The following is a 13,412-nucleotide window of genomic DNA, read 5'->3' as shown; positions in this document are numbered from 1 at the left end:
GTGATAGGTTCGCTGGTTCCCCGATAGTTGCACGCTCGGTCTTTGCGCACTCGACGCTATCGGGGGGCAAAGCTATTCGCAGCCGTTCCGGAAACGCATCTGTCGCAGTAGACGGCCTCATCCAAACCGCCGGGGTGCTCACGCCCTTCCAGAGGTGCGGAGGCGGTCGCGCGGTGATATTCGCGGCGGTATCAATTTGTACTCGCCAGACCGATACTCGGCCTCCCGAACGCCCTTTACGTCTCGGCAAATTCGTCTTTTGGTTGGACCGCAGCTTGCGGCAGCCAAATCAACTGGCGCCAGGGCTGAAAACGAGACGAAAGCCGCAGCCCGCCTCAGTGGCCCGACGCGTTCGAAAAAACGTTCATGACAACGACACCGGCGACGATCAGGCCCATGCCAATGATAGCAGCGGTATCGAGCTTTTGACCCTGGAATGCCCATGCAGCCGTCGAGATAAGAACAATACCGACGCCCGACCAAATAGCGTATGCAACGCCCGTCGGGATCGTACGGAGGGTCAGTGAGAGGAAGTAGAAGGCGATACCGTAGCCGACGACCGTAACGACGGTCCAAGGCATGCGGGTGAAACCTTGCGACTGCTTCATTGCAGTCGTAGCACAAACCTCGGAGACGATCGCGATTGCGAGCATGAGATAGTTCATGCACGACCCGCTAGCACACGAAATGCGGCCAATTTGCGACGCTCGCTGCCCCCGGGGCGGGGACTTTGCTATTGGGAGGGCGTCATCCGGCAGCGCGAAGTTAGCAGACCCGCAACCGGACGTTCGTGCGCCCTTCCCGCCCCCCACCTTCAGCCTCTCATCTACCTTAAATCCTCCGTGCCTCGCTCCGGCGCAGTGTCATCGAAGTGCCGCTGTTCCGTCATCACCACGAAAAACGCACGGGCTAGCTGCCCCTCGAACCGGTGGAACCAAACCGGCAACCTCTAGGGGCATCATGAAATTCATCACCAGCAGCGCGCTCGTCGCGCTGCTCGCAGGCACGCCTGCACTCGCTCAGACCGCACAGGACCTTCCCGCGAACGCGTCCCAGCCGAACGACGAGAACCAGATCGTCGTTACCGGCACGCGCGACCGATCGCGCACGCAGTTCGATACGCTCGCCCCCGTCGACGTCCTGTCCGGCGACGCGGTACGCTCGAGCGTATCGGGCGATCTCTCCGATACACTGGCGCAGCTGCTGCCCTCGTTCAACGTCCAGCGTCTGCCCGCAGCAGACGGCCAAGCCTTCGTACGCCCCGCCACCCTACGCGGTCTGTCCGCGGATCAGACGCTCGTGCTGATCAACGGCAAGCGATATCACCGTTCAGCCCCTGCTCGGCACGCGGGGCGCGCAAGCGCCCGATCTGGCGGGCATCCCATCGCTCGCGATCAAGCGGATCGAGGTGCTGCGCGACGGCGCGTCCGCACAATATGGCTCAGACGCGATCGCCGGGGTGGTCAACATCATCCTCGACGACACCGCCGGGATGGATGCGTTCGGCCAGTTCTCCCAATATTATAAGGGCGACGGCAAGGAGTATCAGACCGGCGCACGCGGCGGCATCGCTCTCGGCGACCGCGGCACGCTCGTCGTCACCGGCGAATACGACCACAGCGAAGCGACCTCACGCACGCGCCAGCGGCCCGACGCGATCGCGTTCCAGGCGGCGAATCCTACCTTGGTCGTGCCCAATCCAGTGCAACGCTGGGGCCAGCCCGACGAGGAGCGTATTCGCGGCGCGCTCGACGCGAACTATGCCTTTAGCGATGCCGCCAAATTCTACGTCTTCGGCACCGCGCAAAGTGGCGAAGGCGTGACCGACTTCAACTGGCGCAACCCCGCGGGCACCAGCAGCGTCTATGGCGCGAGTTCGGTTTTTCCCGGCTTCTCGTTCAAGAGCATCTATCCGGTCGGTTTCTCGCCGCGTTTCGGCACGACCTATAGTGACTATCAGGGCGATACCGGTCTGCGCGGCGATCTGAGCGACCGGTTCAGCTATGATCTGAGCGCGGCCTTCGGCCGCAGCCGGATCGACTATACGCTGAACGAGAGCCTCAACGCCTCGCTCGGACCTGCTAGCCCGACCAGCTTCTATCTCGGCCGCCTCGAACAGCGCGAGTTCAACCTGAACGCCGATTTCGTCTATCGCCTGCCAGTCGGCACGGCGGCGCCGGTCAACGTCGCGTTCGGTGCAGAACGCCGTCGCGAAACCTACCAGGTGTCGGCGGGCGATCCGGCATCCTACGCGATCGGTGCAGGCGCGGCGTCCGGCCTCGCACCCACTTCTAACGGCTTTCCGGGTTTCAGCCCAAGCCTGGCCGGTACGTTCGACCAGACCAGCTACGCCGGCTATCTCGATCTCGAATGGCAGCCGATCGATATGGTGACGCTCGGTGCGGCAGGCCGGTACGAAGACTTTTCGGAATTCGGCGACACCTTCAATTACAAGCTTTCAGCTCGGTTCGAGCCGATCAAGGGCATTGCCGCACGCGGCACGTATTCGACTGGGTTCCGCGCGCCCACGCCTGCCCAGCTGAACACGTCGCAGACCACGCAGGGGCTCGACACCACCACGCTACAAGTGTTCAACCAAGGCCGACTGTCACCAAGTGATCCGCTTGCGGTGGCATTGGGCGCGGCCCCCTGACGCCGGAAACATCGAAGACCGCAACCGCCGGGCTGACCTTCCAGAGCCGCTTCGGCCTGACCGCCAGCGTCGATATCTACCAGATCGACGTCGACAACCGGTTCAGCCAGTCCCGCACCTTCGCGGTGCCAGCCAGCTTCGCCAATCCGCAGCGTTTCACTGCGGTCAGCTACTTCACGAACGACTTCGATACCCGCACGCGCGGCATCGATGCGGTGATCGGCTATGGCCACCGCGTCGGGCCAGGCCGTGCAAATTTGAGCCTGGCTTACAACTACAACCAGACGAAAGTGCGAAGCGGCACGAGCGCCGCAATTCCCAACGAAACCCAGCGACGGATCTTCGAGGAGCGGCTGCCCAAGCATAATGGAACCGCAACGCTCGGCTACGATATCGGCCCCGTCGCGCTGCTCGCACGGGCGAGGTATTACGGCGCCTGGACCGACGTCACCGGCAACGCGACGGGCGAACTGTTCCAGCGCTTCGGTTCCATCGCGCTATTCGACGTATCGGCCGCCTACAAGTTCGACGATCATTTCACGCTGCGGGTCGGTGCGGAGAACGTCGCCAACACTTATCCCGCCGAAGCCACCAACCAAGCTGTCCGCGGCCTGATCTATTCGCGCAATGCGCCATACGATACCGATGGCGGCCAATATTACGTACGGGTGGGAATGAGCTTCTGATGACGACGCCGATCGATCGCCGGCTGTTCTTGACCGGAGCCGCCGCCATGACGGCGGCTCCGGCGGGGGCGACTCTATCCCCGTCGGCGACCGACGACACGGCGTTCTGGAAAGAGGTGGCGGCGCAATACGACCCGACGCGCGCGGTGATCCATCTCGAAAACGGCAATTGGGGCATGATGGCGCGCCCCGTCCTTCAAGCCTATGAAAGCAATCTCGAACGGGTCAACCGCGACACGAGCTATTACACCCGGCGCGGCATGGTGAAGGACTGGATGGCGGCACGCGATGCGCTGGCCGCCACGCTACGAGTCGCGGCGGACGAGGTCGCTTTCACGCGCAACGCGACCGAGGCGCTGAAGGCGCTGATCCTGGGATACAATGCGCTGACGCCTGGCGACGCCGTGCTCTACGCGGATCTCGATTACGACAGCATGCAGGCGTGCATGGACAGCCTGAAGTCACGACGCGGCGTGTCGGTCGTGAAGATCACTTTACCCCAACCGGCGACGCGCCAGTCGCTGATCGACGCCTATGCCGCCGCGATGGAGGCCAATCCGCGGCTGAAGCTGATCCTGCTGACCCATCTGAGCCACCGTACCGGGCTAGTCCTGCCGGTGCGCGAGATCGCGGCGATGGCTCGCGCGCGGGGAATCGCCACGATCGTCGACGCGGCCCACAGCTGGTGCCAGCTCGACATGACACTGGCCGATCTCGACTGCGATTATGTCGGGATCAATTGCCACAAATGGCTGGGCGCGCCCCTTGGGTGTCGGCGCGATCCATATCCGACGGTCCGCGCTGTCGGCGATCGACCGGGATCCCGCCAATCCTGCGACCGACCGCGACACCATAAACGCGCGCATCCATACCGGCACGGTAGATTTCGCCGCGCCGCTAACAGTGCCCGCCGCGCTGGCGTTTCAGGAGAAGATCGGCAGCAAGCGCCGCGCCAACCGTCTCGCCGCACTCCGCGATCGATGGGTCGCGCAGGCCCGCGCGATCCCTGGAATCGAGGTACTGACCCCTGAAGACCCCATGCTCCATGGCGGCATCACCGCCTTCCGCGTCGTTGGAAAGACGAGTTCGGTGGATAACGTGGCGATCGCGAAGACCTTGCTAGATCGGTTCGGCATCTTCACCGTTCACCGTGACGGTCCTGCAGCAGGATCCTGCGTGCGAGTGACACCTGCCCTGTTCAACACGATGGCAGACATGGACGCGCTGGCAGCAGCTCTCGGCCGGCTACCGGTTTAGCACCCTAATGGTGAGCGCTGAACAGGCGACTTTATCGCCATTGCCTCTACCGCGCTGATCAGCGAGACCTGATCTATCATCCCGGTCTTGACCGACACGCCTCGAAACAGGCGATAGGGGACTAGTCCATTGCAAACTTGTCTTCTCCTGGCCGGACTAGCGCATGGCTACTTGCGTCGGCGTCCCGCGCGGGGTGATCGTCATCACGCCGTCCTCGATCGTGACGCGTCCTAACCGAGCGATCTCGGGCTGTCCGAGCAGCGTATAGGGGATGCCGGGCTGGCCGATACGCATCGTCATACGGCCGAGGCTCTGTCCGCCGATCTCGACCGACACGACGCGTGCGACGCCGACCCGAGTGTAACCGCCAATGCCGACCGCCACCTCCTCGCGCTGCACTGCACGGTCGGCACCGGTCTCGCGCGCGTCTTCGGCCGAGAGGACGCTATATGCGGCGCCGGTGTCGATGATCGCACGGATGGGTATGCCATTGACGATCATAGACGCGACGAAATGCCCCCCCAGGAATCGCGATTGATCCGCAGGACGCGTGGCGTCCCAAGGGCGACCGGATCGTCGAGGTCGGCCGGATCGATCTCGATATGGGGTACGGGTGGCGGTGCGTACGCCACGATGGCGACCGTCGTGCGCTGTGGCTCGATGCAGGTGACGACGGTACGCGACAGCACGTGACCGTCGCCGTCCTCGTCCGTGGTCTCGGTGGTGGTGATCGTCGCCATGCCAGGCGTTCCGACGCCCCCCTGCCATGCGGCATCGACAACGCGCGTACGTCCGTTGACCGTGGTGACGGTGCGCACGGTGTTTGCGGGGACATCCTGGATCTGTCCTCCGATCTCGACGCGGACCTGAGCGGCGGCGGGTGTCGCGGCGAGCGCGAGCGCGATTGCCGCGGCGTGGACAGTTGCTCTGGTGGCCATCGCCTCCCTCGTTTTCTCTTCCAGGGACATTCGTCCCTGAGGATCAGCGAGATTGTAGCGCGTGTTCGTTTACATACGGTTAGCGTGTGCGGCGGGGGTATGATGCCGCTCGTGTCGGTGCACGGGGCGGTCGGCGACTTTGCCCGGATCCGCCGGCCTTGCAGCAGCATTCGGTCCGGCACAACGAGATGAGTGTCGCTGACCGGAATCGACGACGAGTCGACCTATACACGGATACTCGGAGCTTTGTCTGCGCCCTTTCCCTTCAGCCGTCTGTCCAATTTCCATTCGCGACGCCGCTCCATTCAGTCACCGATGCATGGCGGCGACTGAATGGATGTTCGCGTAGTTACAGCGACCAGCCGCCGTCCACGGAGATGGCGGCGCCGGTGACGAATCCGCCCAGGTCTGCGCTCATCCATAGCACGGCGTCGGCGATTTCCTCGGGCTTGCCCAGGCGACCGACCGGCTCGAGATCGATAGCTTTCTGGATGTCACCGTTGGTGAAGCGATCCATCATCGGCGTCTCGATGTTGCCCGGCAGGATCGCATTCACGCGGATATTCTGCTTGGCATAGTCGAGCGCTGCCGATTTCGTCAGACCGATGATGGCGTGCTTGGAGGCCGCATAGGATGCACCGCCCGCCACACCCCGGACGCCGGCGCCCGACGACGTGTTGACGATCACGCCGCTACCTTGCCGGACCATCTGTGCCAGTTCGTGCTTCATGCACACGAACGTGCCCCGAAGGTTGATGTCGAGGATGCGGTCCCACTCGTCGAGCGCGATCTCGGCGACGGGTGCGGCCTTGTTCTCGACGCCGGCATTGTTGAAGGCGATGTCGAGCCGACCGAAGGTCTCGACGACCTGACGGATTCCCGCCTCGACCTGTTCCGGCTTCGACACGTCGCAAGCGATGACCAGCACCTGTGCGCCCGCATTCCTGACGGCATCGGCGGTTTCGGCAAGCGCATCTTCGGTAAGATCGAGAATCGCGACACGGGCGCCCTCAGTTGCGAACGCAACAGCCGTAGCGCGGCCGATGCCGCTAGCCGCGCCGGTGACAAATGCGACCTTGTCGGAGAAGCGATGGGTAGTGGACATGAAGTGACTTCCTAGTTTCGGTTATGCGTACGGCGGTCGATCATTCAGACCCAAGCGGCGCGAGATATTCGTCGTCCGTCACCTTCTCCATCCAGGTCACGGGCGAGCCGTCGACCGACTCCTGGATGGCGACATGAGTCATGCCTTGGTACGGTGTTGCGCCGTGCCAGTGCTTGTGCTCAGCGGGGCACCACAGGATGTCGCCCGCATTGAACTCCAGCTTCGGGCCATCCGCGATCTGCGTCCAGCCGACGCCCTCGGTCACGATCAACGTCTGGCCGGCGGGGTGCGTGTGCCAGGCAGTGCGGGCGCCAGGCTCGAAGTGGACGATGGCGCCGGAAACACGGGACGGTTCGTCGCGCTGGAACTGGCCGGTGATCGTGACTTTGCCGGTGAAATAGTCCTCCGGTCCGTCGACGGTCTTCATTTCTGGTTTGCGTGCGATGGTCATGTCGAAACTTCCTCTTTGTGCTTGAACAGAGCTGACGGGCAACATCAGCGCGAGCAGGATGCCGAACTGGATCAGGAATGCTGCGCGTGTCAGCGTTGGTCGGGCGATCACGTCAGCGCCGGCAGCGCGTCGAGATGCTTGTCCAGCGTGATCGGATACTCGCGCACGCGGACGCCGGTCGCGTTATAGATCGCGTTGGCGACCGCTGGCGCGACCCCGGTCAGACCCAGCTCGCCGACGCCCTTGGCCTTTACCGGCGAGATCGTCGGATCGACCTCGTCGATGAAGAAGGCGTCGAGATGCGGGATATCGGCGTGCACCGGCACCTCGTAGCCGGCGAGATCGTGATTCACGAAGAACCCGAAGCGCTTGTCGATCGCCATCTCCTCCATCAGCGCCGCACCGACGCCCATCACCATGCCGCCGATCACCTGGCTGCGCGCGGTCTTGGCGTTGAGGATGCGTCCGGCCGCGCAGACCGCGAGCATACGCCGCACCCGGACCTCGCCGGTATAGGCGTCGACCGCAACCTCGACGAAATGCGCCCCGAAGGTCTGCTGCTGGAACTGATCCGCGAGCTTGGCGAACTCCATCAGGTCCTCGACCACGAGGTCGCCGTCTTTTGCCGCGTCGGCAAGCTTCGCCGAACGGTTGCCGCTGCGCACCTCGCCATCGGCAAAGTCGACGTCGGCGGTGTTGAAGCCGAGCCGCTGGGCGACGGTCTCGCGCAGCTTCATACACGCCGCGTAGACGCCCGCCGTTACGGAAGGCGCGCCCTGCTGCCCGCCCGATCCCGGCGTTTCCGGGAAGGTGGAGTCGCCGAGCTTGACCACGATCCGGTCGGGCGTGACGCCCATCATCTCGGCCGCAGTCTGCTGGACGACGGTGTAGCTGCCGGTGCCGATATCCGTCATGTCGGTCTCGATCGTCACCGTGCCGTGCCGATCGAGCCGGGCCCGCGCGCCAGCCTTGGCGATCTTGCCGCCTCGGATCGCTCCTGCCATCCCCATGCCGATCAGCCACTGGCCGTCGCGGACCGCACCGGGCTTGCTCTGCCTCTTGTCCCAGCCGAAGCGTTCGGCACCCTCCCGCAGGCAACGGACAAAGGCTCGGGTCGAGAAAGGCTTGTTCGGATTTTCGGGATCGACCTGCGTATCGTTCACGACCCGCAGCTCGATCGGATCCATCTTCAGCTTTTCCGCCAGCTCGTCCATCGCGACCTCCAGCGCCATCAGGCCAGGTGCTTCGCCGGGCGCCCGCATCGCGTTGCCCTCGGCGAGGTCGAGCGTGGCCAGCCGCATCCGGGTCAGCCGGTTCGCACCCGCATACAGCGTCCGCGTCGAGGTGACGGTAGGCTCGGTCCGCCCACCGACGAGGTTGCCCGACAGGCTGTCATGACCGATCGCGGTCAGCCGCCCGTCATGGCCCGCCCCCCAGCTGCACACGCTGGATCGTCTTGGGCCGGTGGATCGTGGTGTTGAACATGATCGGACGTTGCAGCGCGATCTTCACCGGACGCTTGACCACGCGCGCCGCGATCGCCGCCAGCGCCAGATCGATCTGCACGGTCCCCTTACCGCCAAAGCCGCCACCGATATAGGGCGAGATCAGGTGGACGTTCTGCTTGGGGATACCGAGGATCAGCCCGAGGTCGCGCGTTCCCCAGTTCATCTGCTGGATCGACGTCCAGCACGTCACGCGGTCGCCATCCCACTTTGCGATCGAAGCGTGTGGCTCCATCATCGCATGGGCCTGGTCGGGCACGGTGTAGGTCTCGTCGACCTTGACCGGTGCCGCGGCGAACGCCTTGGCGAAGTCGCCGACCTGCTTCTCGTTGGGACCGCCAAACTCGCCTTCCGGTGGAACCGGGGCGCTGCCGTTCTGCGCGGCCAGATCGAACCGGCCTGCCGTCCGTTGATAGTCGACCCGCACCAGCGCCGCTGCCGCACGCGCCTGTTCGAAGGTCTCCGCAACGACGACCGCGACCGGCTGATGGTAATGGTCGACCTCCGGCGCGGCGAGCATCTTCTGGACGTAGAACTTGCCGACCCCGGGCTTGCCGGCGTTGAGGTACGTGACGACACCGACCACGCCGGGCGCACGTTCGGCATCACGCGTGTCGATCTTCGTGATCCGCCCCTTCGCGATCGCAGCGCCCAGGATGTAGCCGTACGCAAATCCGGGCGCGACATCCTGCCATTCATAAGCATAGGTGGCGGTGCCGGTGGTCTTCAGATGCCCTTCGTAGCGATCGAGTGGCTTGCCGAGCACCTTCATCCGGTCGGTCGGATTGGCGCCTGCGGGTGTGTCGAAGATCATGGCTTCACCTCTGCAATGACCGCCGCGAGGGTGCGCGTCGCGAGTGGGATCTTGAATGCGTTGTCGTCAGTCGGCCGGGCGTCGGCAAAGACCGCTTTCGCCATCTCGACCGCGCCACTCGGCATCGCTGCCTCCGCAGCCTCCACGCGCCAAGGCCGATGGGCGACACCACCGAACGCTGCGCGTCCGCTGCCGTCGCGCTGAACGATGGCGGCGACCGAAACGAGTGCGAAGGCATAGGACGCGCGGTCACGCACCTTGCGATAGACATGCGTACCACCAACCGGCCGCGGCAACGTCACCGCGGTGACGAGTTCGCCGTGATCAAGCACGTTATCGCGCTCGGGCGTGGTACCCGGTAGCGTATGGAAGCTGCCGATCGGGATGGATCGCGTCTCCCCGTCCGCCTTCACCGTCTCGACCGTCGCATCGAGCACGCGCATCGCGACCGCCATGTCGCCCGGATAGGTTGCGATGCACGCCTCGCTCGATCCGATGACGGCAAGCTGGCGCGAATAGCCGCCGATCGCAGCACACCCCGACCCTGGCTTGCGCTTGTTGCAGGGCTGGTTGGTGTCGTAGAAATACGGACACCGCGTCCGCTGGAGCAGATTGCCCGCGGTCGTCGCCTTGTTGCGTAGCTGGCCCGAGGCACCTGCGACGATTGCGCGGCTGAGGACGCCGTAATCCCGCCGCACCCGCTCGTCGCTCGCCAACGCGGTGTTGCTGACAAACGCGCCGATCCGCAGCCCACCAGCGTCGGTCGGTTCGATCCGGTCGAGCTTAAGGTCCTGCACGTCGACCAGATGAGTCGGCGTCTCGATCTCGAGCTTCATCAGATCGAGCAGGTTGGTACCGCCGGCCAGGAATCGCGCGCCGGGATGGCTCGCGACCATACGTGCCGCGTCCGCAGGCGTCCCAGCCCGCTCGTAGGTGAAGCTTCTCATGCGCTCGCTCCTGTAACGTCGGCCATTGCCTCAACGATGTTGGAATAGGCACCGCAGCGGCAGATGTTGCCGCTCATCCGCTCGCGCATCTCCGCGCCAGTCGGTTGCGGCGCTGCCATCAGATCGACCTGGGCATGACTGGGAATGCCACCCCGTATCTCCTCCAGCACGGAGACCGCGGAACAGATCTGCCCCGGGGTGCAGTAACCGCACTGGTATCCGTCATGCTTCACGAAGGCGGCCTGCATCGGGTGCAGGCGGTCGGGCGCGCCGAGCCCTTCGATCGTGGTCACGGCATCGCCGTCATGCTGGACCGCGAGACTGAGGCAGGCGTTGATCCGCTCGCCGTTGACAATGACCGTGCAGGCCCCGCACTGCCCGTGGTCGCAGCCCTTCTTGGTACCGATCAGGTGCAGATGTTCGCGCAGCGCATCGAGCAAGGTCGTGCGCGGGTCGAGCGTCAGCGCACAGGGCTTGCCGTTCACGGTCAAAGCGACCTCGTACGTCGGTAGGGCTTGCGCGGGCAGCGCGGCGTCGGCCGTTTCGCTCACGATGGCGGATACTGCCGCAGTAGTGGCGCTGCTCATCAGCATCTCCCTTCGGGACAATTGAAAACTCTCGCTGGCCATCGGCGATCCTTATTGGGCGGGCCAAGGGGCGCCGATCAGGCTTATTAAACGCTTTTGCACGGAGACGGTTACCGCCACGGTGGTTGATGCAAGGATGAATTCGCTTCAACATCGCAAGATGCTCGTCACCCGAACCAACCTCACCGACCTCGCCTATTTCCTGGCGATCGCGCGGCACCGGAATTTCCGTCGGGCCGGTCTTGAGCTTGGCGTGTCCGCCTCCGCGGTGAGCCATGCACTGAAGAATTTCGAAGCCCGCGCTGGCGTCCGACTGATCAACCGAACCAACCGATCCGTGACGTTGACGTCGGCCGGCAAGACGCTCGAGCAGTCGGTCTCCGGGTCATTTGCCGACATCGGCTCCGCACTCGAAAACCTAGATCAGCTTCGTGCCACTCCTGGCGGCAAGATCCGCATTAACGCGGTGGTCGATGCGGTAACGTTGGTCCTGGGCCCCGTGCTCGCCGAACTAGCTCGCCGTCACCCCGACATCGAAGTGGATCTCGTCTCCAGCAACCGTATCGTCGATGTCGTCGGCGAAGGGTTCGACGCAGGCGTGCGCTATGGCGGCACCGTGCCCGAAGACATGATCGCGCAGCGTCTTTCAGCCGACCTCAGATGGGTGGTTGCCGCATCCCCCGGTTATCTGAAGGAGCATGGCACGCCGACGCACCCGGACGAACTGAAACATCACCGCTGCCTGGGCGTCCGGCTCGGCGACGACAGCATTTACCGTTGGGAGTTCGAGGGGGCCGGACGGTGACTTCGATGTGCCCATCAGAAGCGCCATGACTGCGGACGATAGTCGCTCGACATTGGCGATGGCACTGAACGGTGCGGGTCTGACATTTGGTCTTGAGGCCCTGTTTGCCGAGCATGTTACCGATGGCCGTCTCTGCCTCGTGCTGACCGACTGGGCGACGATGGGGCCAGGCTTCTACCTCTATTACTCCGGACGGCGACAAGTGCCGGCGGGCTTGCGCGCATTGCTTACCATAGCGGCCAAACTGAAACCGCTTGGCTGACGATATCCGATTATAAGGATCGAGCTTAAAACGCGCGTCGGAACGCCGCCTCTTTAACTCAGTTTGTGTCCAACGAGACCCATAGGTCGCCGTTCTGGTGCCTTCGTCGCCTGCACCTTTAGACGTTCATATTTGTGTTGGCCAATCTCGGAGGCACCCTCATGCAATATCGGTTTCATGGCTCGTCGATTGCCCTCCAAGGCCCGGTGCCTGAACAGGAATGAACACTACACCGTCCATCAATATGCGAGCGGATCTGCTGAACGAGGTACGTCTGATCCGCCAGCCGCCTTCGTTTTCGGACTCGGCCCCAACCGGAACAGATCCGGAGGCGTGGCCTATGCGCACCATGCTGCGAACGCCGGTGATCGTGCTCACAATGGTATTTGGAACCGCCGCCGCGGCTGCGATTGCCACCGTCCCTGTCCCCGTCATGGCGTGGTGAAGCTTGCCCATGGAGAATGTACGCGCCACCAAATCGATCGAGGCCTCGTCCACGTGCGTTCCGCTGGCCGTGACATAATCCCGAGCGCGATTGACGTACGCGAGCTTGGGGCTCTGCCGATACCGCGCGGTAACCTCCTCGGGTGTCGCGGCAAGGCCCAGGCGAACCGCGGCATGGGCTCGCATCTGCTCGGCTTTAGCAAGCAGTTCTGGATTGGCGTTCACCTCCGCCGCGGTCTCCACGCCAGTCAGCCCCAGAGCGTCTGCGTGGACCAAGATCGTCGGGCTTCCGGCATCTATCAGCGTTGCTTCGAAGGGTACCCCGCCCGACCACTCGATGACACTGGTCGGAGACCCAGTCGGAAAGAGATCGGGGCCATCTGGTCCGCTTTCGAAGTCCAGTCGAATTTCGGCCGCGGGGAATGCAACGCCGTCTAGAATGAAGTCGCCATGCTCCTGTACCTGACCTCCGCGGAACGGAACGTGTGCCACGATCAGCCTTGCCGTATTGACCTGCCAGATCCGGATGCGAGCGATGCCGTCGCGGGGCACCTCCAACATGCCGCGATAAAACGCGAACGGAGCCACCGCCGCTGCGAGGTTACCGCAATTGCCGCTCCAGTCCACGAACGCGGCATCGATGGGTAGCGCAGCCGAGTAATAATCCAGGTCGTACCCGGGGCGGGCACTCCTGCTGACGAGCGCAGCCTTGCTGGTACTCGAGCTTCCCCCCGCCCATACCATCGATCTGCTGACCATAAGGATCGGGACTGCCGATAGCGCGAAGCAACAGCCTGTCTCGAGCCAGAAGGTCGGCAGGCAGATCCGCGGGATCGAAGAACAGCCCCCTTGCTGGTGCCGCCACGAATGAACGTCGCGCGTACTTCCATTCTCATTCGGGTCTCCGCTACCGCAATTCTCGCAGGGCTTGCCGCTATCGCGAACCGCTCGCCAAGCC

The 13,412-nt window shown here is 63.8% G+C and carries 14 protein-coding genes and 3 pseudogenes; 7 read left to right on the top strand and 10 right to left on the bottom strand.

All coding sequences use genetic code 11. The features are described from left to right. Nucleotides 1-335: 335 nt before the first annotated feature. Complete coding sequence (locus NHF48_RS03630; protein WP_253070273.1) at nt 336-665, bottom strand: DMT family transporter; 330 nt, start codon at nt 663-665, stop codon at nt 336-338. Between NHF48_RS03630 and NHF48_RS25725 the strand changes: the two are divergent. The 5 genes and pseudogenes from NHF48_RS25725 to NHF48_RS24625 form a co-directional block, all read left to right on the top strand. Beyond that, nucleotides 664-1,326: pseudogene (locus NHF48_RS25725) on the top strand (TonB-dependent receptor plug domain-containing protein); the annotation flags it as partial. The gene NHF48_RS03630 and the pseudogene NHF48_RS25725 sit on opposite strands and share 2 nt — an antisense overlap. Continuing rightward, nucleotides 1,322-2,653, top strand: coding sequence for a TonB-dependent receptor plug domain-containing protein (locus tag NHF48_RS03620; RefSeq protein ID WP_446741195.1), 1,332 nt, complete (start codon nt 1,322-1,324; stop codon nt 2,651-2,653). The pseudogene NHF48_RS25725 and the gene NHF48_RS03620, both read left to right, overlap by 5 nt. Further along, nucleotides 2,635-3,339 carry a TonB-dependent receptor domain-containing protein gene (locus NHF48_RS03615; protein WP_342454718.1) on the top strand — a complete coding sequence of 235 codons (705 nt, stop codon included), beginning with the start codon at nt 2,635-2,637 and terminating at the stop codon, nt 3,337-3,339. Before NHF48_RS03620 ends, NHF48_RS03615 begins: the two co-directional genes overlap by 19 nt. Next, a complete protein-coding gene (locus tag NHF48_RS03610) occupies nt 3,339-4,370 on the top strand; it encodes an aminotransferase class V-fold PLP-dependent enzyme (protein WP_342454561.1) in 1,032 nt (343 codons plus the stop codon). The genes NHF48_RS03615 and NHF48_RS03610 overlap by 1 nt, the downstream gene beginning before the upstream one ends. Before the next feature lie 7 nt (nt 4,371-4,377). Next, complete coding sequence (locus tag NHF48_RS24625; RefSeq protein WP_342454560.1) at nt 4,378-4,596, top strand: hypothetical protein; 219 nt, start codon at nt 4,378-4,380, stop codon at nt 4,594-4,596. Between the two features lie 156 nt (nt 4,597-4,752). On the opposite strand, the gene NHF48_RS03605 is transcribed toward NHF48_RS24625, so the two are convergent. From NHF48_RS03605 to paoA, 7 genes and pseudogenes are all read right to left on the bottom strand, one after another. Continuing rightward, complete coding sequence (locus tag NHF48_RS03605; RefSeq protein WP_253070270.1) at nt 4,753-5,097, bottom strand: retropepsin-like aspartic protease; 345 nt, start codon at nt 5,095-5,097, stop codon at nt 4,753-4,755. Next, entirely contained in the window at nt 5,094-5,534 is a 441-nt protein-coding gene (locus tag NHF48_RS03600) for a hypothetical protein (RefSeq protein WP_253070269.1), read from the bottom strand. The genes NHF48_RS03605 and NHF48_RS03600 overlap by 4 nt, the downstream gene beginning before the upstream one ends. Before the next feature lie 349 nt (nt 5,535-5,883). After that, complete coding sequence (locus NHF48_RS03595) at nt 5,884-6,639, bottom strand: SDR family NAD(P)-dependent oxidoreductase (protein WP_253070268.1); 756 nt, start codon at nt 6,637-6,639, stop codon at nt 5,884-5,886. Between the two features lie 40 nt (nt 6,640-6,679). Then, the gene (locus NHF48_RS03590) at nt 6,680-7,201 is read right to left on the bottom strand and encodes a (R)-mandelonitrile lyase (protein ID WP_253070267.1); all 522 of its coding nucleotides are present in this window, start codon (nt 7,199-7,201) and stop codon (nt 6,680-6,682) included. Next, a pseudogene (gene paoC, locus NHF48_RS03585) lies at nt 7,198-9,409 on the bottom strand (aldehyde oxidoreductase molybdenum-binding subunit PaoC). The gene NHF48_RS03590 and the pseudogene paoC overlap by 4 nt, the downstream one beginning before the upstream one ends. Then, nucleotides 9,406-10,356 (bottom strand): FAD binding domain-containing protein, encoded by a 951-nt coding sequence (locus NHF48_RS03580; protein WP_253070266.1) that lies wholly within the window; start codon nt 10,354-10,356, stop codon nt 9,406-9,408. The pseudogene paoC and the gene NHF48_RS03580 overlap by 4 nt, the downstream one beginning before the upstream one ends. Further along, nucleotides 10,353-10,985, bottom strand: coding sequence for an aldehyde dehydrogenase iron-sulfur subunit PaoA (gene paoA / locus NHF48_RS03575; protein WP_253070265.1), 633 nt, complete (start codon nt 10,983-10,985; stop codon nt 10,353-10,355). Before paoA ends, NHF48_RS03580 begins: the two co-directional genes overlap by 4 nt. Nucleotides 10,986-11,079: 94 nt before the next feature. On the opposite strand from paoA, the gene NHF48_RS03570 reads away from it, so the two are divergent. Continuing rightward, nucleotides 11,080-11,748, top strand: a complete 669-nt coding sequence (locus NHF48_RS03570; protein ID WP_253070264.1) for a LysR family transcriptional regulator — start codon at nt 11,080-11,082, stop codon at nt 11,746-11,748. Between the two features lie 25 nt (nt 11,749-11,773). After that, nucleotides 11,774-12,010 carry a LysR substrate-binding domain-containing protein gene (locus NHF48_RS03565; protein WP_263816684.1) on the top strand — a complete coding sequence of 79 codons (237 nt, stop codon included), beginning with the start codon at nt 11,774-11,776 and terminating at the stop codon, nt 12,008-12,010. A gap of 159 nt (nt 12,011-12,169) precedes the next feature. Here the strand turns inward: NHF48_RS03565 and NHF48_RS03560 are convergent, their stop codons facing one another. Continuing rightward, a complete protein-coding gene (locus tag NHF48_RS03560; RefSeq protein ID WP_253070262.1) occupies nt 12,170-13,198 on the bottom strand; it encodes a PrpF domain-containing protein in 1,029 nt (342 codons plus the stop codon). Nucleotides 13,199-13,247: 49 nt separating this feature from the next. Continuing rightward, a pseudogene (locus NHF48_RS24620) lies at nt 13,248-13,319 on the bottom strand (hypothetical protein); the annotation flags it as partial. Nucleotides 13,320-13,412: the final 93 nt, after the last annotated feature.

Origin of the sequence: Sphingomonas sp. H160509 (assembly GCF_024124765.2) — a bacterium.
GTDB lineage: Bacteria > Pseudomonadota > Alphaproteobacteria > Sphingomonadales > Sphingomonadaceae > Sphingomonas.
The sequence above is the reverse complement of the archived record's forward strand: the minus strand, read 5'-3'. Positions and strand labels throughout refer to the sequence as shown.

Excerpts from the sequence above, each read along its gene's own strand:
- NHF48_RS03630 (WP_253070273.1), bottom strand. The coding sequence starts at position 665 with ATGAACTATCTCATGCTCGCAATCGCGATCGTCTCCGAGGTTTGTGCT.
- NHF48_RS03610 (WP_342454561.1), top strand. The coding sequence starts at position 3,339 with ATGACGACGCCGATCGATCGCCGGCTGTTCTTGACCGGAGCCGCCGCC.
- NHF48_RS24625 (WP_342454560.1), top strand. The coding sequence starts at position 4,378 with ATGCTCCATGGCGGCATCACCGCCTTCCGCGTCGTTGGAAAGACGAGT.
- NHF48_RS03605 (WP_253070270.1), bottom strand. The coding sequence starts at position 5,097 with ATGATCGTCAATGGCATACCCATCCGTGCGATCATCGACACCGGCGCC.
- NHF48_RS03600 (WP_253070269.1), bottom strand. The coding sequence starts at position 5,534 with ATGGCCACCAGAGCAACTGTCCACGCCGCGGCAATCGCGCTCGCGCTC.
- NHF48_RS03595 (WP_253070268.1), bottom strand. The coding sequence starts at position 6,639 with ATGTCCACTACCCATCGCTTCTCCGACAAGGTCGCATTTGTCACCGGC.
- NHF48_RS03580 (WP_253070266.1), bottom strand. The coding sequence starts at position 10,356 with ATGAGAAGCTTCACCTACGAGCGGGCTGGGACGCCTGCGGACGCGGCA.
- paoA (WP_253070265.1), bottom strand. The coding sequence starts at position 10,985 with ATGGCCAGCGAGAGTTTTCAATTGTCCCGAAGGGAGATGCTGATGAGC.
- NHF48_RS03570 (WP_253070264.1), top strand. The coding sequence starts at position 11,080 with ATGAATTCGCTTCAACATCGCAAGATGCTCGTCACCCGAACCAACCTC.
- NHF48_RS03565 (WP_263816684.1), top strand. The coding sequence starts at position 11,774 with ATGACTGCGGACGATAGTCGCTCGACATTGGCGATGGCACTGAACGGT.
- NHF48_RS03560 (WP_253070262.1), bottom strand. The coding sequence starts at position 13,198 with ATGGTATGGGCGGGGGGAAGCTCGAGTACCAGCAAGGCTGCGCTCGTC.